Source organism: Corynebacterium gallinarum (assembly GCF_014837045.1).
Taxonomy (GTDB): Bacteria; Actinomycetota; Actinomycetes; order Mycobacteriales; family Mycobacteriaceae; genus Corynebacterium; species Corynebacterium gallinarum.
This window is the reverse complement of the sequence record NZ_JACSPR010000005.1, coordinates 143,457-163,973: the sequence shown is the minus strand read 5'-3', so window position 1 is coordinate 163,973 and position 20,517 is coordinate 143,457. Positions and strand designations below refer to the sequence as shown.

Sequence of the window (20,517 nt, the reverse complement as noted above, 5' to 3'; positions counted from 1 at the left end):
GCATGAATGAGCTTTACGACGTCGCCGTGCTCGGCCTCGGCCCCTCCGGCACGGTGGCAGCGTATCGCGCCTCCCAACGCGGACTGAACGTCCTCGGCATCGACCCCCGTGGCATCAATGCCCCCTCCACCGTCGGTGTGTGGGCGTCCCAACTCCCCGACTGGTTCCCCGAGGATGCCGTGGCATCGAGGTTCACCCCCGACGTGATCTCCCACACCGGCCGTCAGGTGCTCACCGCCGAGTACGCCATGCTGGCCCCCGGGTGGGAACAGCACCTCGCAGGTTTCGACGTGGTGGAGAAAAAGGCTGAGCCCGCAATAACGGTGCTGTTTGGTGTGCCCGGCCAGAAGGGACGGCCCCTGCGCAGCTGGTTCCAACCCAAATCCGATGAGTTACTCTCGGTGATGTCTGAAGACGATTCCCTCATCGACATCGTCGACCATCTCCTGATCACCACCACGCCATCCCCCATGTCGGCACGCCAGTTAGCCCACGGGCTCGTGGTTCCGGAAGGTTCGGTGCCGGAGGCGCACCGTCGCGGCGTGCTCATGGATTTCTCACCGGTGGCGGGTTTTCCCGATGATGGTCCGGTCACCTTCAGCTACCGTGTCCCCCTGGGTGATGGCACCTGGCTGATCGAGGAGACGATCCTGGCCACCGACGGAGATCCCAAGACGCTTCTGGAGCACCTGGAGGCCAAGAACCTGGCCCGACTGGAGCAGCTCGGAATCACCATGGAGGACATCCGTCGCACCGAGGTGGTCAGTTTCCCACTCGGGCCCCGGAGGATTCCCGGTGACCGGGCCCGCACCCCACTGGGTCTGGCTCTGGGGATGATCCCCCTCGGCAGGAGAGCCTCATTGGATCTGCGCTTCCTGGCAGGCCCCTGGGGTGGCAAGGGTGTCAAGGGGGAAGCCCACATCGGGACCGCCGGTGGGTGGATCCACCCGGCCACCGGTTACAGCGTCGGCGCTGTCCTCGCGGACACGGATGCCATGCTCGACCGGGTCCTGGCCGGGTCCCCACCCACCTCCCGGGCATGGCGGATCAACTATGCGTTGCGACGCTTTGGCCTCAACGTCGTCCTCGGCTTCTCCCCCACCCAGTACCACGAGTTCTTCGGGATCGTCCTGGGTCTCCCCGAGAGGGATCTGCTGGCCTACCTGACCAGTACCAGTCCGTGGGCTACCGCGCGCGTGATGGTGCGGATCATCCTGCGCGCGTTTCGACGAACCCCGTCGACCGCCATGGCGGTGTTCCGGCTCGCCCCCGCGGCGCTGTTCCGCAAATAGAAACACCGCCACCTGCACAAGTGCAAGTGGCGGTGCCTTTTCCATTGACACATCCGTGTCAGGAGGGACAACCTAGACTGCGAAGCCGAGAGCCTGCAGCTGGGCGCGTCCCTCCTCGGTGATCATGTGGGGACCCCATGGTGGCATCCACACCCAGTTCAGGGACATCTTCTCCACGAGTCCGTTACCCACCACAGCCTGGCGGGCCTGGTCCTCGATGACATCGGTCAGCGGGCAGGCCGGTGACGTCAGGGTCATATCGATGTGGGCCTCGTTGCCGTTGATGATGTAGATGTCGTACACCAGGCCGAGATCAACCACGTTGATGCCCAGCTCCGGGTCGATCACATCACGCATGTACTCCTCGACGTCACTGGCCTTGGCCAGATCATCCTCGGACTGCTCGGGGCGCTCGGCCTCCGGCGACTGGAAGGTCGCGGAGCTCTGCTGCTCCTCGGTGTTTTCAGTGTTATCGGTGTTTGGTTCGCTCATTTTTCCTCCAATGCCTCGGCGGTGGCCGCCTGGAAGGCTTTCCAACCGAGCAGCGCGCACTTGACGCGTGCCGGGTACTTGGCCACACCGGAGAAGGCCACGCCGTCTCCGATGATGTCTTCGTCGCCTTCCTCCTGGCCACGGGAGACGATCATTTTCTCGAACTCCTGGAGCTTGACCATGGCCTCAGCCACCGGGCGGCCGACGATCTCCTCGGCCATCACGGAGGTTGATGCCTGACTGATCGAGCAGCCAACAGCCTCGTAGGACACATCCTCGACGGTCTCACCGTCGGCGGACAGTCGCACACGCAGGGTCAACTCGTCACCGCAGGACGGGTTGACGTGGTGTACCTCGGTATCAAAGGGATCCCGGAGACCCTTGTGTTGCGGGTTCTTGTAATGGTCCAGGATCACCTCCTGGTACATCTGCTCAAGTCTCATACTTCTACTCCAAAGAACTGCTTGGCCTTCTCGATGGCGTCGATAAGGCGGTCGATCTCCTCCATGGTGTTGTAGAGGTAGAACGATGCCCGTGCCGTCGATTGTACGTTCATGCAACGGTGCAGTGGCCACGCGCAGTGGTGACCCACGCGGATGGACACGCCATGATCGTCGAGAACCTGACCCAGGTCATGCGGGTGGATACCATCCACGGCGAAGCTCAGGGCGCCGCCACGGTTCTCCGCGGTGGCCGGACCCACGATCTGCACACCGGCAACACCCTGCAGCTTCTCCAGGGCGTAGGCGGTGAGCTCATGTTCATGGGCGGCGATGGCCTCCATGCTGATCTCGGTGAGCATCTCCACCGCGGCACCGAGCCCGACAACCTGGCTGGTCATCTGGGTGCCCGCCTCGAAACGCTGCGGTGCGGGTGCGTAGGTGGAGCCGTCCATGTTCACGACCTCGATCATGGAACCTCCCGTGAGGAAGGGCGGTAGTGCGTCGAGAAGCTCACGCTTGCCGTACAGGGCACCCACGCCGGACGGTCCCAGCATCTTGTGGCCGGAGAACGCCGCGAAGTCCACATCGAGCGCGTGGAAATCAACCGGCATGTGGGGCACGGACTGGCAGGCATCGAGCACCACCAGGGCGCCCACTGCGCGCGCACGGCGCACCATCTCGGGCACATCCGCCACCGCACCGGTCACATTCGACTGGTGGGTGAAGGCCACTACCTTGACGGTCTCATCGAGTTCGAGTGAATCGAGGTCGATGCGACCATCCGGGGTGATCTTGTACCACTTCAGCGTCGCGCCGGTCCTGCGGCAGAGTTCCTGCCACGGGACCAGGTTGGCGTGGTGCTCCAGCTCCGTCACCACCACGGTGTCACCGGCCTGGATCCGGTGCGCTCCCGCGCGGTCATCACCCAGGGTGTAGGCCACCAGATTCAGGGCCTCGGTCGCATTCTTGGTGAAGGCGATCTCATCCTGGTCTGCGCCGACGAAGGTCGCGATCTTCTCGCGGGCACCCTCATAGGCGTCCGTGGCTTCCTCAGCGAGCTGGTAGGCGCCACGGTGAACCGGGGCGTTGGTGTGCAGAACAAACCGCTCCTCCGCACGCCACACCCGCTCGGGGCGCTGGGATGTCGCACCTGAGTCCAGGTAGGTCAGTGGCTGGCCGTTCCTCACCGTGCGCTTGAGGATCGGGAATTCCTCCCTGATCCGTGCGACGTTGAGGGTTCCGTCGTCTTTGAGGAAATCGGACATGACTACTTGATGAACTGGTCGTAGCCGCCGGCCTCGAGCTGGTCAGCCAGCTCTGCACCACCGGTGGTAACGATCTTGCCATCGGCGAAGACGTGGATGAAGTCCGGCTCCACGTAGTTGAGGATGCGCTTGTAGTGGGTGATCATGAGGATGCCGCCGTTGGTCTCCTCCTTGTAGGAGTTGATGCCCTGGGAGACGATGCGCAGCGCATCGACGTCGAGGCCGGAGTCGGTCTCATCCATGATGGCGAACTTCGGCTTCAGCAGATCAAGCTGCAGCACCTCGTGGCGCTTCTTCTCGCCACCGGAGAAACCCTCGTTGACGGAGCGGTTGGAGAATTCCGGATCGATGGCCAGTGCCTCCTGTGCGGAACGGACCTCCTTGACCCACTCGCGCAGCTTCGGAGCCTCGCCGCGGATAGCGGTGGCTGCGGAACGCAGGAAGTTGGCGACGGAGACACCCGGGATCTCGGTGGGGTACTGCATGGCCAGGAAGACACCGGCGCGGGCGCGCTCGTCGACTTCCATCTCCAGGATGTTCTCACCGTCGAGGAGGACCTCGCCCTCGGTGATCTCGTAGCGGGGGTGGCCGCCGATGGTGTAGGCCAGGGTGGACTTGCCGGAGCCATTGGGGCCCATGATGGCGTGGATCTCACCGGAGTTGATGGTGAGGTTGACGCCCTTCAGGATCTCGATCGGCTCGGCGGATTCGTCGGAAGGCAGGACCTGTGCGTGCAGGTTACGGATTTCAAGAGTGCTCATCTTTTAAGACAATCTTTCAGGTTTGAAAACGGATCTGTACAAGAAAAAGTGCAGGGTGGGACCGCCGGAAGCGGGTCCCATGGTCCTACATTCCGAGAACGGCGAGTTCGGAGGAGACGCGGTTTTCGAGTTCCTCACGGATTGACTCGACGGGCACCTTGTTGATGACCTCGTTGAAGAAGCCACGGACGATGAGACGACGTGCCTCCTCAGCCGGGATGCCGCGGGCCTGGAGGTAGAAGACGTGCTCGTCGTTGAAACGACCAACGGTGGCTGCGTGGCCTGCGCCGACGATCTGACCGGTTTCGATCTCCAGGTTCGGGATGGCGTCTGCGCGTGCACCCTCGGTGAGCACCAGGGACCGGTTGGCCTCATAGGTGTCGGTGCCGTGGGCGTTGGCGCGGATCAGGACATCGCCGACCCAGCAGGTGCGGGCCTCGGGCTTGTCGGAGTTCTTATCACCCTGGAGCGCGCCCTTGTACAGGACGTTGGAGCGGCAGTTCGGGACGGCGTGGTCGACCAGCAGGCGCTGCTCGAAGTACTGTCCGTCATCTGCGAAGTAGACGCCGAGCATCTCCGCGTCGCCACCGGGTGCGGTGAAGTGCACGCGTGGGACGATACGGACAACCTCGCCGCCGAAGGTGGCGACGGTGTGGCGCAGGGTGGCATCGCGGCCGATCTTCGCCAGCTGGTTGCTGAGGTGAACCGCGTCGTTGTCCCAGTGGGTGTCGGTGATCACGGTCAGGCGGGCGTTGTCGCCGACGATGAACTCGACGTTGTCCGCGTGCGTGCCGGAACCGACATACTGCAGCGCCACGATGGCTTCCGCACCCGGCTCCACCTCGATGGAGATGGCGCCGAAGGAGGTGACGCCCTCGCCCTTACCGGTGACGGTGATGACCACGGGGGTCTTGTTCTGGGTGTCCCGGGCGAAGGTGACCACGTCACCCTGCTCCATGGAGGTCCAGGCCTGTGCGGCGACACGGTCGACCGGTGCGCCGGCGCGACCGAGTCGCTCGTCGTCACGGCCCACGACCTCGTGGGTGACACCCTCGGCATCGGACGGGATCTCCACGGCGACATCGGAGGTGGTTGCCGGTGCGAATTCACCGTTGTGCAGACCACGCATGCGGCGCAGGGAGATGAAACGCCAGACCTCATCGCGACCACGTGGGATCGGGAAGTCCTCCACGTTGTAGGAGGAGAAGACGTCACCCTTGGTGTTGTGCGGGGTGGCGGCGTTGACAGTTGCCACTTCAGTAGTAGTCATTGGGCTTAGCCCACCGATCCTTCCATCTGCAGTTCGATCAGGCGGTTGAGCTCGAGGGCGTACTCCATCGGGAGTTCCTTCGCGATCGGCTCAACGAAGCCACGGACGATCATGGCCATTGCTTCCTCTTCCGCGAGTCCGCGGCTCATGAGGTAGAACAGCTGCTCCTCGGAGACCTGGGACACCGTGGCCTCGTGGCCGAGGGACACGTGATCGTTGCGGATGTCGTTGTACGGGTAGGTGTCGGAACGGGAGATGTCGTCGACCAGGAGTGCGTCACACTCAACGTTGGAGGTGGAGTGGTGCGCGTTGGCGTTGATCTGGACCAGACCACGGTACGCTGCGCGTCCGCCACCACGTGCCACGGACTTGGACACGATGTTGGAGGAGGTGTGCGGTGCCATGTGGACCATCTTGGCGCCGGTGTCCTGGAACTGTCCCTCGCCGGCGAAGGCCACGGAGAGGACCTCACCCTTGGCGTACGGGCCGGTCATCCAGACAGCTGGGTACTTCATGGTGACCTTGGAGCCGATGTTGCCGTCGACCCATTCCATGGTGCCACCCTCTTCAACCTTGGTGCGCTTGGTCACCAGGTTGTAGACGTTGTTGGACCAGTTCTGAATGGTGGTGTAGCGGCAGCGACCACCCTTCTTCACGATGATCTCCACCACTGCGGAGTGCAGGGAGTCGGACTTGTAGATCGGGGCGGTGCAGCCCTCGACGTAGTGCACGTAGGCATCCTCATCAACGATGATCAGGGTGCGTTCGAACTGACCCATGTTCTCGGTGTTGATGCGGAAGTAGGCCTGCAGGGGAATGTCCACGTGGACGCCCTTGGGCACGTAGATGAAGGAGCCACCGGACCACACAGCGGAGTTCAGTGCGGAGAACTTGTTGTCACCGGCGGGAATGACGGTGCCGAAGTACTCCTGGAACAGCTCGGGGTGCTCCTTGAGTGCGGTATCGGTGTCGAGGAAGATGACACCCTTCTCCTCCAGGTCCTCGCGGATCTGGTGGTAGACCACCTCGGACTCGTACTGGGCTGCGACACCGGCGACGAGACGCTGCTTCTCGGCCTCCGGGATACCCAGGCGGTCATAGGTGTTCTTAATGTCTTCGGGGAGATCCTCCCAGGACTGCGCCTGCTTCTCGGTGGAGCGCACGAAGTACTTGATCTGGTCGAAGTCGATACCGGAGAGGTCAGCACCCCAGGTCGGCATCGGCTTCTTCTCGAAGATGGACAGTGCCTTGAGACGCTGCTGGAGCATCCACTCGGACTCGTCCTTCTTGGCGGAGATGTCGCGAACGACGTCCTCGCTGAGACCGCGTCGTGCGGAGGCACCAGCGTGGTCGGAGTCGTGCCAACCGTAGTTGTACGGTCCGATGGACTCGATAATCTGGTCATCGGTCATGGGCTGGGTAGCCCCGGGGTTCGTAGTTGCCGAAGTCATGATCCGCTCCTTTCATCAGGAGTGTGTGTGATGGGTGTCAATGGAATGTTGGTCGTGCAGATACCGTGTCCATCCGCGATGGTGGCCAGGGGCTGGGTGTGTAGACCCAGCAGATCCGACACAGCATGGTGCTCCGCCTCGCACAGCTCCGGGAATTCCGTCGCCACGTTTGAGATGGGGCAGTGATGCTGGCAGATCTGCAGTCCCCCGCCGGCGGCGTCGACTGTAGCTGCGTAACCGTGTCTGCTGAAGGCATCGACCAGGGATTTGGCTGTGTCCCTGATGGACTGTTCGCTGACCTCCGCCGGGGTGATCCCCTCGACGATGGTCGCGATCCGCCTTCTGGCAAACTCACGGACAGCCTCATCCCCGCCGAATTCCCGGAGGGTGGCGAGGGCTGAAGCTGCCAGGGTGTCGTATTCATGGCCGAATATCGCTCGACCCTGTGAGGTCAGCCGGTAGGATTTCGCCGGCCTCCCCCGCGTCTTGGGTTCGTATGGATTCTGTCTGGCCTTGGTGGCCTCGATCAGTTCATCCTCGACCAGGTTGTCTAAGTGTCTGCGCACTCCTGCAGTGGAAAGCTGAAGTTGGTCCGCAATCTCGGACGCAGTCACCGGGGCTCGTTCCAGAAGAATCAGCATGATGTTTCGTCGGGTATCCCCGTCGGCACCGGATGCCTCACGATCAATGAATGCATCTCCCACTGGTCTCACCTCCGCTCGTTGAAGCTTGTGATTGCTTGCGGTAAATCACTTACATCTTTAGACAACACAAGTGTTCCCTAATTCTATTCCCGTGTCCAATCCCACATTCAACAACCAGGGGAAACCCAGTTGATAGGCAGCGACATAAACTCAGGTATCACATTTAAGGGTGCCCTTATTTATGCAGCGCAGTCGCCCTTGGCCCGATTTCCGGCCCATCTCACTCACCGACGGCCCATGTAATGAGATGTCAGTCACATATGATGTGCAGCATCGGGAAACAGACAATCACCGTCCACCGGATCGCGGATTGGGGCCGGTCGGTGCGTAGACTGATCCGCGTGACAGAGGGCGAGAAACACACCATTGATACGGACTCCGGGCTGCAGCGCAACTGGCTGAACCGGGTTCCACGTCCCCTCCGGTACGTGTTCCGGGAATTACCCCGCCTGGGGCGCGCCGGGTCCAGGTCGGCCACGCTGCACGTCGGGGACTCCCCAACGGTGCTTGTCGACGCCCCGTCGGCCCCCCATCGCCCCGCCTCACCGCTCACCGGTTCAGAGCTGGGTCGTTTCACCCTGCTGCGGCTCATCGGCACCATGGGCACCCTCATGATCGCCTTCGGGGCCCTCGGTGCCGGCGCGCTCCCGGTGATCAACAACCCCTATGCCGGTTTCCCCGGCGGCAACTTCATGGCCCGGATGCTCCAGACCTCCTCCATGGTGGTGCTCATCGGCGTGGGTCTGCTCGTCCTGGCGTGGGTGCTCATGGCGCCGTTCACCGGGGTGTCGATCCGCCGGCATGACTCCCTCCCGGCGCGCGTGAGCATCTCCATGCTGCGGCGCACCTTCATCGCCTGGGTCGCCCCGATCATGCTCACCGCACCACTGTTCACCCAGGACATCTATTCCTATCTGGCCCAGGGGTCGATCGTGGCGCAGGGGATGGATCCCTATTCCGCGGGCCCCCTCGACCTGCTCGGCCCGGATAATCACCTGGCGCGGTCCGTTCCCTTCATCTGGGCGCAGTCCCCGTCGCCCTACGGGCCGGTGGCGTTGGGGGTGGCTGCCGCGATCAGCGTGATCACCGGTGACAGCATCGTGGCCGGGGTGTTCGGCCACCGGATCGTCTCCCTGCTCGGGGTGCTCGCAGCCGGATGGGCCGTGACCATGTTGGCGCGCCGGTGCCGGGTTCCGGAGTCCGTTGCCTTCTGGCTCGGCATCCTCAACCCCCTGCTCCTCCTCCACCTCATCGGCGGTATCCACAACGAGTCGATCCTCCTCGGTCTCATGCTGGTGGGGGTGGAGATGGGCCTGCGGGGCACGGACCGCATCCGCACCGGCCTCTTCGGCCCGGCCACCCTCCACCTCATCGCCAGCGGGGTCCTCATATCGTGCTCGGGCATGGTCAAGGTGACCGGTTTCATCGCCCTGGGCTTCATCGGCATGGCGATCGCACGTGAGCTCCACGCCCGGGGGCGGAGTCATGTCACCTCGGTCGGGTTCGCCGCCCTGATCCAGGTGGCCCTCCTAGTCGCGAGCGTGGCGCTGGCCACCTGGATCACGGGCATCGGGTTGGGGTGGATCACCGGCCAGGGCGGGGCGGCCTCCATTCGCAGCTGGATGTCCATGACCACGGATATCGGGGTCATCGCGGGTTTCCTCGGCATGTACCTGGATCTGGGTGATCACACGGCGGCGATACTGATCATCACCCGTGCCGCAGGCATCGTCGTCGCCGGGGGTTTCATGGTGCGCATGCTGTTCGCCACCTACCGGGGACACATCCACCCGGTCGGCGCCCTGGGTGTCTCCACCTTCGTCCTGGTTCTCCTCTTCCCCGTGGTCCACCCCTGGTACATGCTGTGGGCCATTGTCCCCCTGGCGCCCTGGGCCAACCGCCTGTTCTTCCAGATCGGTGTGGTGGCCTACTCCACAGCATTCAGTTTCTTCGTTCTGCCCCGGGGTCTGGCGCTCCCACCCAACACGATCTTCACCATCTATGCCGGTGCACTCATCGGCTTCCTCATCACCGTCGCCCTCGGGTGGTGGGTGCTGAGCCGACATAGGTGGTCTACAACCTTTGGTTTACACTGATCTACCGTGACATCTAAGTTTCCTGCTCACCGCGCCCTAGCTGACACGGCTGCGTATTCCCCATCCCCCGTTCCCCGTGACACCAGTGACACCAGTGACATCAAAGCCGCCATCGTTGTCGATGATGTGGTGAAGCGTTACGGAGACAACACCGCCGTCGACGGCCTGTCCTTCACCGTGGACCGCGGCACCGTCCTGGCACTGCTGGGACCCAACGGCGCCGGCAAAACCACCACTATCGAGATGTGTGAGGGGTTCACCCGCCCCACCTCCGGGCGGATCAGCGTGCTGGGGGTCAATCCCACCACCCATCCGGACCAGGTGCGTCGCAGGATCGGCATCATGCTGCAGGGCGGGGGTTCCTACAGTGGCATCCGGGTCGGTGAGATGCTCAACCTCGCCGCCTCCTACAACGACAACCCCCATGATCCGGAGTGGCTGCTCGACGTCGTCGGACTCACCGGGGCACGTCGGACCACCTACCGGCGTCTGTCCGGTGGGCAGCAGCAGCGCCTGTCCCTGGCGCTCGCCCTGATCGGCCGGCCGGAGATCATCTTCCTCGATGAACCGACCGCGGGCATGGATGCCCAGTCCCGCAACATGGTCTGGGAACTCATCAATGATCTCCGCCGGGACGGTGTGACCGTGGTGCTGACCACCCACCTCATGGACGAGGCCGAGGCGCTGGCCGATGACGTCATCATCATTGACCAGGGCCGGATCGTGGCCAGGGGAACCCCCGAGCAGCTCACCAAGCAGGGTAAGGAGCTGGGGGGAACCGTGTCACTGGAGACCACCTCCGCACTGGATGCGGGGGAACTCGTCGACAAGCTCCATGCCCGGGGACTGGAGAACGTCTCCGTGCGCGCGAGCCGGCCGCTGGCCTACACCCTGAAAACCGACCCCACCCCCGGGGTGATCGCGCTGATCACCGAGGCGGTGGCGGAACAGGATGTGCTGATCCGGAATCTGAGCACAAACCACCGGTCGCTCGAGGATGTCTTCCTCGACATCACCGGCAAAGAGTTGAGGAGCTGACCGAGGACCATGATCACCAACGAGTCCCGTTTCCCCGCGGGCACCTTCGCGCCAGCCCCCAAAAGGGCATCACCGGTGCGCATGCTGCTCGCACAGGGCAGGGTTGAATCCCTGCTGTTTCTCCGACACGGCGAACAGCAGCTGCTCAACCTCTTCATCCCGCTGGTCGGGCTGATCGCCCTCGCCCGCTTCGATCTGGTCCCGGGTGACGGTGACCGCTCCCTTGCCGTCACCTTCCCCTTCATCATGGCGGTGGCATCGATGAGCTCGGGTTTCACCGGCCAGGCCATCTCGCTGGCCTTCGACCGACGTTATGGCGCACTCAAACGCACCGGTGCCAGTGGCGTGCCGGCCTGGACCATTGTCTTCGGCAAGGTCATCGCGGTGCTCGCCGTCACGGTTGTCCAGATCGTCATCCTGGGCGGTACCGCACTCCTGCTCGGGTGGAGCACCTCGGTCGCCGGTGCCCTGCTGGGCATCCTCACCCTCCTGATCGGTGTGGCGGCCTTCACGGCCCTGGGTCTGCTCATGGGTGGCACCCTGTCGTCCGAGCTCGTGCTCGCCCTGGCCAATCTCATCTGGGTGGTACTCACCGGCATTGCAGCCTGGGCGGCCTTCTCCCCCGAGGTCAACGCGGACGGGGCGCTGTCGATCATCCCGTCCGTCGCCCTGGCGCAGGGGATCTCCAATGCCTTCGCCGGGGATCTCCCGTGGCTGCAGCTGGGCATCCTGCTGGTCTGGCTGGCGATCGCCGGATTCGCGGCCAACAGGTGGTTCAGCTTCACCGCCGGCCGGTAGACATATCCCGCATCTGGACCCGGTCGTTCACGGGGGCGGAAAAGTTCCCTGTATCAGGCGTGTCATATGCCACGTATACAGGGAACTTCACGATTCTGGCTCTGACACCCGCCCGGGTTATCATAGGCTCTGTGTCTACTTCGATTGCCCCCACGCAACAACCAGTTGAGAAGATGAAGCCCCTGCCGAGGTGGGCTCCAACCATCCGGGTGCAGCGGATCCTCGCGCTGCTCCTGCTGATCTTCCAGGGGGGCATCACCGTCACCGGCTCCATCGTGCGTGTCACCGGCTCCGGCCTGGGTTGTGACACCTGGCCGCTGTGCCACGAGGGATCCCTCGTCCCCGTCGCCGGCGCGGCCCCGTGGATCCACCAGGCCGTGGAGTTCGGCAACCGCATGCTCACCTTCGTGCTCGTCGCCGCCGCCCTGGCTGTCTTCCTCGCCGTGGTGGCCGCCAAGCGTCGCCGGGAAATCAAGGTTCACGCCTTCATCCAGGGCATCGGCATCATCGTCCAGGCGGTCATCGGCGGCATCTCGGTGCTGGTGGATCTGCACTGGTACGCCGTGGCCCTGCACTTCCTGCCATCCATGCTCCTGGTCTGGCTGGCAGCGATCCTCTACACCCGCATCGGTGAGCCCGACGACGGGCAGCCTGTCATGAAGTTCCCGTCCTGGATCCGCACTGTCGCGGCAGTGGGAGCCCTCGCGCTGACCGTCGTCCTGGTCACCGGCACCATGACCACCGGCGCGGGCCCCCACTCCGGTGATGCCAGCATCAGCATGGACGACCGACTCAATGTGGACATCGATCTCATGGCGCACATCCACGGCTACTCCATGTACGTCTACCTCTTCTTCACGCTGATCGTGGTGGCCGGTGTCTTCCTGAAGAAGGCACCGCGGAATGTCCAGCGACTGAGCATCATGCTGGTGCTGTTCATCCTCATCCAGGGTGGTATCGGCATCCTGCAGTACCGCATGGGCGTTCCCCGCTGGACCGTGCCGATCCACATCGCCATGTCCTCGGTCGTGGTGGCCTTCACCTCGCTGTTCTGGGCCCAGGGCCGGGTACGCGACGGCGGCGAGGCCGTGGTGACCGGTTCCCCCGAGGGTGACGCCAAGCGCGCCGTGATCACCGCCACGTAGAGCGCCACGGGCGATGGTCGGGCGTCGTAAAGCTTCCTGAAGCTTGCTGTTTTCCCACCCCCCTGCGCGACCTGTGGTTAATGTGGGATATATGAAGGCAATCCAAGTTTCCCGCACAGGTGGACCAGAGGTCCTCGAATACACTGATGTTGATGCCCCCGTGCCCACCGATGACCAGATCCTGGTCAAGGTGACCATGGCGGGCGTCAACTATATTGACACCTACTACCGCGAGGGCATGTACCACTCGCGCCTGCCGTTCATCCCCGGCAATGAGGGGGCCGGCGAGGTGCTGCATGACCCGCAGGGACTCATCGCACCCGGCACCAAGGTGGCCTGGTACGACGGTCTGGGCTCATACGCCGAGCAGGTCTGCGTGTCCCGTGAACGCCTCGTCGCGATCCCGGAGGGTGTGGCACCCGAGGTCGCCGCCTCGATGCTCCTGCAGGGCATGACCGCCCACTACCTCACCCACGGTGTCTCGCAGCTGGGGCCCGGGGATTCCTGCCTGATCACCGCCGGTGCCGGTGGTGTGGGCCTGATGCTGACCCAGATGGCGGTGGCCGCGGGCGCCCGCGTGTACAGCGTCGTCTCCACCGATGAGAAGGCCGAGCTGTCGCTGGATGCCGGTGCCACGGAGGTGTTCCGCTACTCCGACAACCTCGCCGAGCAGGTGCGCCGCCACAACGGTGGCATCGGCGTGGACGTGGTGTACGACGGCGTGGGCAAGGCCACCTTCAGCGAATCACTGGAGGCGGTCCGCCCGCGCGGCATGGTCTGTCTGTTCGGCGCGGCCTCGGGTGCTGTGGAACCCTTCGACCCGCAGCTACTCAACACCCACGGTTCCATCTTCCTCACCCGCCCGACCCTGGGTGCCTGGATCGCCGAGGAGGGTGAATTCGCCATGCGCGCGCAGGCCGTCACCCAGGCCATCGTCGACGGCACCCTGCGGGTGCGCGTCACCGGCATCTATGAGCTTGACGACGCCGCCACCGCCCACTCCGATCTGCAGAACCGCGCGACCACCGGCTCCATCGTCCTGCGCGTCGCCCAGGACTGATAACCGCATGAGAAAGGGGGCTGGAACCATGTGGTTCCAGCCCCCTTCGCCGTGCTCCCGGAATCAGAAGAACGTGGTGTTCCAGCCCATCATCTCACCGATGGTCTGGATGCCAAGCACGGCATCGACCGACAGTGCCAGGAACAGCACCGCGAGGTAGTTGTTGGAGAGGATGAACAGCTTCAGCGGCTTGACCTCGGCGCCGTTCTTGATGCCCAGGTGCAGTCGGATCGCCATCCAGAGGAAGGCCACACCGGCCAGTACGGCGGCTGCGGCGTAGATCCAGCCCGCGGCCGGGATGAGCAGGAAGGTGACCAGCACGGTGGCCACGGAGTACCACACGATCTGGCGGGTGACCTGGACCGGGGTGCGCACCACCGGCAGCATGGGCACGCCGGCGGCCTTGTAGTCCTCGCGGTACTTCATGGCCAGGGCCCAGGTGTGCGGTGGGGTCCAGAAGAAGATGATGAGGAACAGGACGATGGCCTGCCACCACTGCTGTGGCTGCCCCTCGGGGAACTGATCGACAATCACGGCCCAGCCGACCGCAACCGGCATACAGCCGGCGGCTCCACCCCACACGATGTTCATGTGGGTGCGTCGCTTCAACCACTTCGTGTAGACGAAGATGTAGAAGGCGATGGTGATCATGACGAACACCGCCGCGGTCAGCGAGTTACACAGCAGCCAGAGCCACAGGAAACTGGCCACCGTGAGAACCCAGGCGAAGATTGAGGCATCCCGGTTGCTCACCGTGTGCTTGACCAGCGGGCGGGCGCGGGTGCGCCCCATGCGCTGATCGATATCCGAGTCGGCCACCATGTTGAAGGTGTTGGCCGCCGCTGCTCCCATCCAGCCACCGATGACGGTCAGCAGGATGAGGATGATATTGTGCTCCCCGCGCTCGGCCTGGAGCATGGCGGGGATGGTGGCAACAAGGAGGAGTTCGATGACCCTGGGCTTCGTAAGCGCAATATAGGCCTTGATCGTCTCCAAGGGTTTATTCCTCCACAACGTTGCTATTGGAAAATCATTTGTGCACTGATCTGCGTGCTGCTGATGCGTGCGACCGGCCAGACCAGAGGCACACGGCACAGTAGTCGGATGCTGTCCCCGGAAAGTTCCCGGGGGTACCGGATTATTTCTGCGGCCCCCGTAAGGTCCATATTCTCGGCATGCACGGTGCTTGATGCCTGACAGATCGTCGCCCATACATATAGCAGGGCGAGCATTAACCAGACCTAGCCATGGTATCGTCCCGCACCTGTTTTTGAGTAATCCCCGGACGTGGCTCACACCGGATGGTTCCCGAACGGACATATATCCACGGTGGGCCTTAAGGGAGTGACACCGCACCGGCGACCTGCGGACCACCCGTTAATGATGTGCTTAAACGACGGGAGGGGATTACTCCGGTGGATCACACACGCCGCCCAGCCATCACGACTGGAGGGCAAAAGCCCAAGATAACGGCCAAACCACCCCCTTTGGTCATACTTTTAAGTCATTTGCGGCACACGTGGTTATAAAATGGTGCCGACATCACTATGGTTAGTGTTGTTACATGTTCACATTCCGGTCCCACACTCCCCCTGCGTCATGCGCGTGGTCCCGTGTAGTCCGGTTGTGTGGGCAACCTAACGGATAACACGGGTCCTGCCCCCAGGGTCCACCAACGAAAACACCATCCCCCTTCGTCCCGGTTTCACACCAGGAAGGATTGACCACCTTGACGCTGTCACCTGACCTTCAGGCGCTCACCGAACGTAAGTACCCCTCCGATTGGTCCGATGTGGACACCAGGGCCGTGGACACCGTCCGCGTCCTGGCTGTGGATGCGGTGGAGAACTGCGGATCCGGTCACCCCGGCACCGCAATGAGTCTCGCCCCCCTGGCCTACACCCTCTACCAGCGCGTCATGAACGTCGACCCGACCGACACCAACTGGGCCGGACGCGACCGTTTCGTCCTCTCCTGTGGACACACCTCCCTCACCCAGTACATCCAGCTCTACCTGGGTGGTTTCGGCCTCGAGATGGATGACCTCAAGGCACTGCGCACCTGGGGCTCCCTCACCCCGGGCCACCCGGAGTACCGCCACACCAACGGTGTGGAGATCACCACCGGCCCCCTCGGCCAGGGTCTCGCCTCCGCCGTGGGCATGGCGATGGCCGCCCGCCGCGAGCGTGGCCTGTTCGACCCCGAGGCACCGGAGGGCGAGTCCCCCTTCGATCACCACATCTTCGTCATCGCCTCCGACGGTGACCTCCAGGAGGGTGTCACCTCCGAGGCCTCCTCACTCGCCGGCACCCAGCAGCTGGGCAACCTCATCGTCTTCTGGGATGACAACCGCATCTCCATCGAGGACAACACCGAGATCGCCTTCAACGAGGATGTCGTGGCCCGTTACAAGGCCTACGGCTGGCAGACCATCGAGATCGAGGGTGGCGAGGACGTCGCCGCCATCGAAGCCGCCGTCGAGGAGGCGAAGAAGGACACCACCCGCCCGACCTTCATCCGTCTGCGCACCGTCATCGCCTATCCCGCACCGAACGCGATGAACACCGGCGCATCCCACGGTGCCGCCCTCGGCGCCGAGGAGGTCGCAGCCATCAAGGAGATCCTCGACTTCGATCCGGAGCAGCACTTCCACATCGACGATGAGGTCATCGCGCACACCCGTAAGCTCGCCGAGCGCACCGCCGAGAAGAAGGTCGCATGGCAGGAGAAGTACGACCGCTGGGCTGCCGCCAACCCGGAGGCCAAGGCACTCCACGAGCGTCTGATCACCCGCGCGCTGCCCGAGGGTTTCGCCGACAACCTCCCCACCTGGGAGCCTGACGCCAAGGGTATTGCCACCCGCAAGGCCTCCGAGGCCGTTCTCCAGGAGCTGGGCAAGACCCTGCCTGAGCTCTGGGGTGGTTCCGCCGACCTGGCAGGCTCCAACAACACCATCATCAAGGGTGAGCCGTCCTTCGGCCCCGAGTCCATCTCCACGGAGACCTGGAGTGCCGAGCCGTATGGCCGTAACCTCCACTTCGGTATCCGTGAGCACGCCATGGGCGCGATCATGAACGGCATCGCCCTCCACGGTGGTACCCGCCCCTACGGCGGCACCTTCCTCATCTTCTCCGACTACATGCGCCCGGCAGTCCGCCTCGCTGCCCTCCAGGGCACCGACGCGTACTACGTCTGGACCCATGATTCCATCGGTCTCGGCGAGGACGGCCCGACCCACCAGCCGGTGGAGACCCTCGCCGCGCTGCGTGCGATCCCGAACCTGTCCATCCTGCGCCCAGCCGACGCCAATGAGACCGCAGCCGCATGGCGTGCCGCGCTCGAATACAAGGAGGGCCCGAAGGGACTGGCACTGACCCGCCAGAACGTGCCCGTGCTGGAGGGCACCAAGGAGAAGGCCGCCGAGGGTGTGCGCCGTGGCGCCTACGTCCTGGTCGAGGGATCCAAGCAGACCCCGGACATCATCCTCATGGGCTCCGGTTCCGAGGTCCAGATCGCCGTGGAGGCAGCCGGCATCCTCGAATCCGAGGGCATTGCCGCCCGCGTGGTCTCCGTGCCCTGCATGGACTGGTTCGAGGAGCAGGACGCCGAGTACATCGAATCCGTCCTGCCCTCCGAGGTCACCGCACGCGTCTCCGTCGAGGCCGCCATCGCCATGCCGTGGTACCGCTGGCTCGGCACCAAGGGTAAGGCCGTGTCCCTGGAGCACTTCGGTGCCTCCGCCGACTACCAGACCCTGTTCGAGAAGTTCGGCATCACCACCGAGGCCGTTCTGAAGGCCGCACGCGCCACCCTCGACGCATAACCTACGTCGCCCGCACCACCCTGAACCACGATATGACAGCCCGGGGCTGGAATTCTCCGGAATTTCACGCCCCGGGCTGTCAGTCGTCTTCCCTGCCCCATCCTCCTCGAACCCCATGAAAAGGTAACTGATCCGCATGTCCCACATTGATGACCTCTTTAAGCTCGGCACGTCCACCTGGTTGGACGACCTCTCCCGCGACCGCATCTCCACCGGTAACCTCAAGCAGGTCATCGAGGAGAAATCCATCGTCGGTGTCACCACCAACCCCGCCATCTTCGCCGGTGCCATGTCCAAGGGCAACGCCTACGACGAGCAGATCAACCAGCTCAAGGCTGATGGTGCAGCCGTGGACGAGGCTGTCTACGCGATGAGCATCGACGACGTACGCGATGCCTGCGACCTGTTCACCGACATCTACGAATCCACCGGCGGTTATGATGGCCGTGTCTCCATCGAGGTGGACCCACGCATCTCCGCCGATGCCGCCGCCACCCTGGAGCAGGCGAAGGAACTGTGGGCCAAGGTCGACCGCCCGAACGTCATGATCAAGATCCCGGCCACCCCGGGCTCCCTCTCCGCGATCTCCGACGCCCTGGCAGAGGGCATCAGCGTGAATGTCACCCTGATCTTCTCCGTCGAGCGTTACCGCCAGGTCATCAAGGCCTACATCGACGGTGTCAAGCGTGCCGCCGACAACGGCCATGATGTGTCCACAATCCACTCCGTGGCCTCCTTCTTCGTCTCCCGCGTGGACACCGAGATCGACCGCCGCCTGGAGGAGATCGGCACCGATGAGGCTCTCGAGCTGCGCGGCAAGGCCGGTGTGGCCAACGCCCGTCGCGCCTACGCCCTGTACAAGGAGCTCTTCGCCGAGGCGGACCTGCCCGAGGGTGCCAACACCCAGCGCCCACTGTGGGCCTCCACCGGTGTGAAGAACCCCGACTACCCCGCCACCCTGTACGTGTCCGAGCTGGCTGGTCCGGAGACCGTCAACACCATGCCGGAAGGTACCATTGACGCTGTGCTTGAGCAGGGCAACCTGCACGGCGACACCCTCACCGATACCGCCGAGGAAGCTGAGCAGGTTTTCACCCGCCTGAGTGAGCTCGGTGTTGATCTCGGCGATGTCTTCGAGGTGCTGGAAAATGAGGGCGTGGAGAAATTCGTGGCATCCTGGAGCGAGCTCCTGGAGTCCATGGAAGCACGCCTGAAGTAATCCGGTTCCTCCAGCAGACATGCTGTCTCGCAACGGCCGGGGGCTCGTACGTTTTCCACGTCAGGCCTCCGGCCGTTTCACCATCTCCAAGAAAGGATCGTGACGCTTCACCGTGAGCTCCAACACGAATCCCACCACCTGGACCAATCCCCTGCGTGATCCCCAGGACAAACGACTGCCCCGCATCGCGGGACCATCCGGCCTGGTCATCTTCGGTGTCACCGGTGACCTCGCCCGCAAGAAGCTCCTCCCCGCGATCTATGATCTGGCCAACCGTGGTCTGCTGCCCCCGGGTTTCGCCCTGGTGGGTTACGGACGCCGCGACTGGAGCAAGGATGACTTCGAGAACTACGTGCGTGAGGCCGCGGAGGCCGGTGCCCGTACGGAATTCCGTGAAAATGTGTGGGAACGCCTCGCCGAGGGCATGGAATTTGTCAAGGGCAATTTCGACGATGACACCGCCTTCGACAATCTCGCGGACACCCTGAAGCGTCTGGACGAGACCAGGGGGACCGCCGGGAACTGGGCGTACTACCTGTCCATCCCTCCGGATTCCTTCGCCGCGGTCTGCCACCAGCTGGAGCGCTCCGGCATGGCCGAATCCACCGATGAGTCCTGGCGACGGGTGATCATCGAGAAGCCCTTCGGCAATGATCTCCAGACCGCCCATGAACTCAATGAGACGGTCAATGCCGTCTTCCCGGAGGAATCGGTCTTCCGCATCGACCACTACCTGGGTAAGGAAACCGTCCAGAACATCCTGGCGCTGCGTTTCGCCAACCAGCTGTTCGAGCCGCTGTGGAACTCCAACTATGTCGACCATGTGCAGATCACCATGGCCGAGGACATCGGCCTGGGTGGACGCGCCGGTTATTACGACGGTATCGGCGCAGCCCGTGACGTCATCCAGAACCACCTGATCCAGCTGTTGGCACTGGTGGCCATGGAGGAGCCCATCTCCTTTACCCCGGGTCAGTTGCAGGCGGAGAAGATCAAGGTCCTGCGCGCCACCAAGCCGAGCCTGCCGATCGCGGAGAACTCCGCACGTGGCCAGTACTCCGCCGGTTGGCAGGGTTCCGAGTATGTCAAGGGTCTGCGGGAGGAGGACGGTTTCGATCCGGAGTCCACCACCGAGACCTATGCCGCCTGCACCCTGGAGATCACCTCCCGTCGGTGGGCGGGTGTGCCGTTCTACCTGCGCACCGGCAAGCGCCTGGGTCGTCGTGTCACCGAGATCGCCGTGGTGTTCAAGGATGCCCCACACCAGCCCTTCGATGCAGGCATGACCGCCTCGCTGGGCAACAATGCGATCGTGATCCGCGTGCAGCCCGACGAGGGTGTCCTCATCCGCTTCGGCTCCAAGGTGCCGGGGTCAGCCATGGAGGTCCGTGATGTGAACATGGACTTCTCCTACTCGGAGTCCTTCACCGAGGAATCCCCCGAGGCCTATGAGCGTCTCATCCTCGATGCGCTTCTCGACGAGTCCAGCCTCTTCCCCACCAATGAGGAAGTGGAACTGAGCTGGAAGATCCTGGATCCGATCCTGGAGATCTGGGAGGAAAACGGTCAACCGGAGGAGTATCCCGCCGGCACCTGGGGGCCGAAGAGCGCCGATGAGATGCTGGCACGCAACGGCCACCAGTGGCGTAGGCCGTAGGAA

Annotated in this window: 17 protein-coding genes; 9 read left to right on the top strand and 8 right to left on the bottom strand. The window is 63.6% G+C overall.

Features of this window, described 5'->3' with window-relative positions; all coding sequences use genetic code 11:
• Positions 1-2 precede the first annotated feature (2 nt).
• Positions 3-1,292, top strand: a complete 1,290-nt coding sequence (locus H9627_RS08660) for a lycopene cyclase family protein (RefSeq protein WP_191733607.1) — start codon at positions 3-5, stop codon at positions 1,290-1,292.
• A gap of 72 nt (positions 1,293-1,364) precedes the next feature.
• Here the strand turns inward: H9627_RS08660 and H9627_RS08655 are convergent, their stop codons facing one another.
• The 7 genes from H9627_RS08655 to H9627_RS08625 all read right to left on the bottom strand — a co-directional run bounded on the left by H9627_RS08655 (position 1,365) and on the right by H9627_RS08625 (position 7,615).
• A complete protein-coding gene (locus H9627_RS08655; protein ID WP_191733606.1) occupies positions 1,365-1,784 on the bottom strand; it encodes a metal-sulfur cluster assembly factor in 420 nt (139 codons plus the stop codon).
• Positions 1,781-2,227 (bottom strand): Fe-S cluster assembly sulfur transfer protein SufU, encoded by a 447-nt coding sequence (sufU, locus tag H9627_RS08650; RefSeq protein ID WP_191733605.1) that lies wholly within the window; start codon positions 2,225-2,227, stop codon positions 1,781-1,783. Before sufU ends, H9627_RS08655 begins: the two co-directional genes overlap by 4 nt.
• Positions 2,224-3,492 (bottom strand): cysteine desulfurase, encoded by a 1,269-nt coding sequence (locus tag H9627_RS08645; RefSeq protein WP_191733604.1) that lies wholly within the window; start codon positions 3,490-3,492, stop codon positions 2,224-2,226. Before H9627_RS08645 ends, sufU begins: the two co-directional genes overlap by 4 nt.
• A gap of 2 nt (positions 3,493-3,494) precedes the next feature.
• Positions 3,495-4,253 carry a Fe-S cluster assembly ATPase SufC gene (gene sufC / locus H9627_RS08640; protein WP_191733603.1) on the bottom strand — a complete coding sequence of 253 codons (759 nt, stop codon included), beginning with the start codon at positions 4,251-4,253 and terminating at the stop codon, positions 3,495-3,497.
• An 85-nt stretch (positions 4,254-4,338) separates the two neighbouring features.
• A complete protein-coding gene (sufD, locus tag H9627_RS08635) occupies positions 4,339-5,523 on the bottom strand; it encodes a Fe-S cluster assembly protein SufD (protein WP_191733602.1) in 1,185 nt (394 codons plus the stop codon).
• A 5-nt stretch (positions 5,524-5,528) separates the two neighbouring features.
• On the bottom strand, positions 5,529-6,974 hold the full coding sequence (sufB, locus tag H9627_RS08630) for a Fe-S cluster assembly protein SufB (RefSeq protein ID WP_191733601.1): 1,446 nt from the start codon (positions 6,972-6,974) through the stop codon (positions 5,529-5,531).
• The gene (locus H9627_RS08625; protein ID WP_225213692.1) at positions 6,971-7,615 is read right to left on the bottom strand and encodes a helix-turn-helix transcriptional regulator; all 645 of its coding nucleotides are present in this window, start codon (positions 7,613-7,615) and stop codon (positions 6,971-6,973) included. Before H9627_RS08625 ends, sufB begins: the two co-directional genes overlap by 4 nt.
• 404 nt (positions 7,616-8,019) lie before the next feature.
• Between H9627_RS08625 and mptB the strand changes: the two genes are divergently transcribed.
• The 5 genes from mptB (at position 8,020) to H9627_RS08600 (ending at position 13,815) form a co-directional block, all read left to right on the top strand.
• Positions 8,020-9,774, top strand: a complete 1,755-nt coding sequence (gene mptB / locus H9627_RS08620; RefSeq protein ID WP_191733599.1) for a polyprenol phosphomannose-dependent alpha 1,6 mannosyltransferase MptB — start codon at positions 8,020-8,022, stop codon at positions 9,772-9,774.
• A 6-nt stretch (positions 9,775-9,780) separates the two neighbouring features.
• Positions 9,781-10,812, top strand: a complete 1,032-nt coding sequence (locus H9627_RS08615) for an ABC transporter ATP-binding protein (RefSeq protein WP_404826201.1) — start codon at positions 9,781-9,783, stop codon at positions 10,810-10,812.
• 9 nt (positions 10,813-10,821) lie between these two features.
• On the top strand, positions 10,822-11,610 hold the full coding sequence (locus H9627_RS08610) for an ABC transporter permease (RefSeq protein ID WP_191733598.1): 789 nt from the start codon (positions 10,822-10,824) through the stop codon (positions 11,608-11,610).
• Between the two features lie 173 nt (positions 11,611-11,783).
• Positions 11,784-12,755, top strand: a complete 972-nt coding sequence (locus H9627_RS08605) for a COX15/CtaA family protein (protein WP_191733712.1) — start codon at positions 11,784-11,786, stop codon at positions 12,753-12,755.
• Positions 12,756-12,846: 91 nt separating this feature from the next.
• Positions 12,847-13,815, top strand: coding sequence for a quinone oxidoreductase family protein (locus H9627_RS08600; RefSeq protein ID WP_191733597.1), 969 nt, complete (start codon positions 12,847-12,849; stop codon positions 13,813-13,815).
• A gap of 63 nt (positions 13,816-13,878) precedes the next feature.
• Here the strand turns inward: H9627_RS08600 and H9627_RS08595 are convergent, their stop codons facing one another.
• Positions 13,879-14,910, bottom strand: a complete 1,032-nt coding sequence (locus H9627_RS08595; RefSeq protein WP_404826200.1) for a heme o synthase — start codon at positions 14,908-14,910, stop codon at positions 13,879-13,881.
• A gap of 634 nt (positions 14,911-15,544) precedes the next feature.
• On the opposite strand from H9627_RS08595, the gene tkt reads away from it, so the two are divergent.
• The 3 genes from tkt to zwf all read left to right on the top strand — a co-directional run bounded on the left by tkt (position 15,545) and on the right by zwf (position 20,514).
• On the top strand, positions 15,545-17,638 hold the full coding sequence (tkt, locus tag H9627_RS08590; protein WP_191733596.1) for a transketolase: 2,094 nt from the start codon (positions 15,545-15,547) through the stop codon (positions 17,636-17,638).
• Positions 17,639-17,774: 136 nt separating this feature from the next.
• A complete protein-coding gene (gene tal / locus H9627_RS08585; protein WP_191733595.1) occupies positions 17,775-18,857 on the top strand; it encodes a transaldolase in 1,083 nt (360 codons plus the stop codon).
• A gap of 112 nt (positions 18,858-18,969) precedes the next feature.
• Positions 18,970-20,514, top strand: a complete 1,545-nt coding sequence (zwf, locus tag H9627_RS08580; RefSeq protein WP_191733594.1) for a glucose-6-phosphate dehydrogenase — start codon at positions 18,970-18,972, stop codon at positions 20,512-20,514.
• Positions 20,515-20,517 lie beyond the last annotated feature (3 nt).

Bases quoted from the DNA above. Each gene is read 5' to 3' on its own strand.
- H9627_RS08660 (WP_191733607.1), top strand. From the start codon at position 3: ATGAATGAGCTTTACGACGTCGCCGTGCTCGGCCTCGGCCCCTCCGGC.
- H9627_RS08655 (WP_191733606.1), bottom strand. From the start codon at position 1,784: ATGAGCGAACCAAACACCGATAACACTGAAAACACCGAGGAGCAGCAG.
- sufU (WP_191733605.1), bottom strand. From the start codon at position 2,227: ATGAGACTTGAGCAGATGTACCAGGAGGTGATCCTGGACCATTACAAG.
- H9627_RS08645 (WP_191733604.1), bottom strand. From the start codon at position 3,492: ATGTCCGATTTCCTCAAAGACGACGGAACCCTCAACGTCGCACGGATC.
- sufC (WP_191733603.1), bottom strand. From the start codon at position 4,253: ATGAGCACTCTTGAAATCCGTAACCTGCACGCACAGGTCCTGCCTTCC.
- sufD (WP_191733602.1), bottom strand. From the start codon at position 5,523: ATGACTACTACTGAAGTGGCAACTGTCAACGCCGCCACCCCGCACAAC.
- sufB (WP_191733601.1), bottom strand. From the start codon at position 6,974: ATGACTTCGGCAACTACGAACCCCGGGGCTACCCAGCCCATGACCGAT.
- H9627_RS08625 (WP_225213692.1), bottom strand. From the start codon at position 7,615: ATGCTGATTCTTCTGGAACGAGCCCCGGTGACTGCGTCCGAGATTGCG.
- H9627_RS08610 (WP_191733598.1), top strand. From the start codon at position 10,822: ATGATCACCAACGAGTCCCGTTTCCCCGCGGGCACCTTCGCGCCAGCC.
- H9627_RS08605 (WP_191733712.1), top strand. From the start codon at position 11,784: ATGAAGCCCCTGCCGAGGTGGGCTCCAACCATCCGGGTGCAGCGGATC.
- H9627_RS08600 (WP_191733597.1), top strand. From the start codon at position 12,847: ATGAAGGCAATCCAAGTTTCCCGCACAGGTGGACCAGAGGTCCTCGAA.
- tal (WP_191733595.1), top strand. From the start codon at position 17,775: ATGTCCCACATTGATGACCTCTTTAAGCTCGGCACGTCCACCTGGTTG.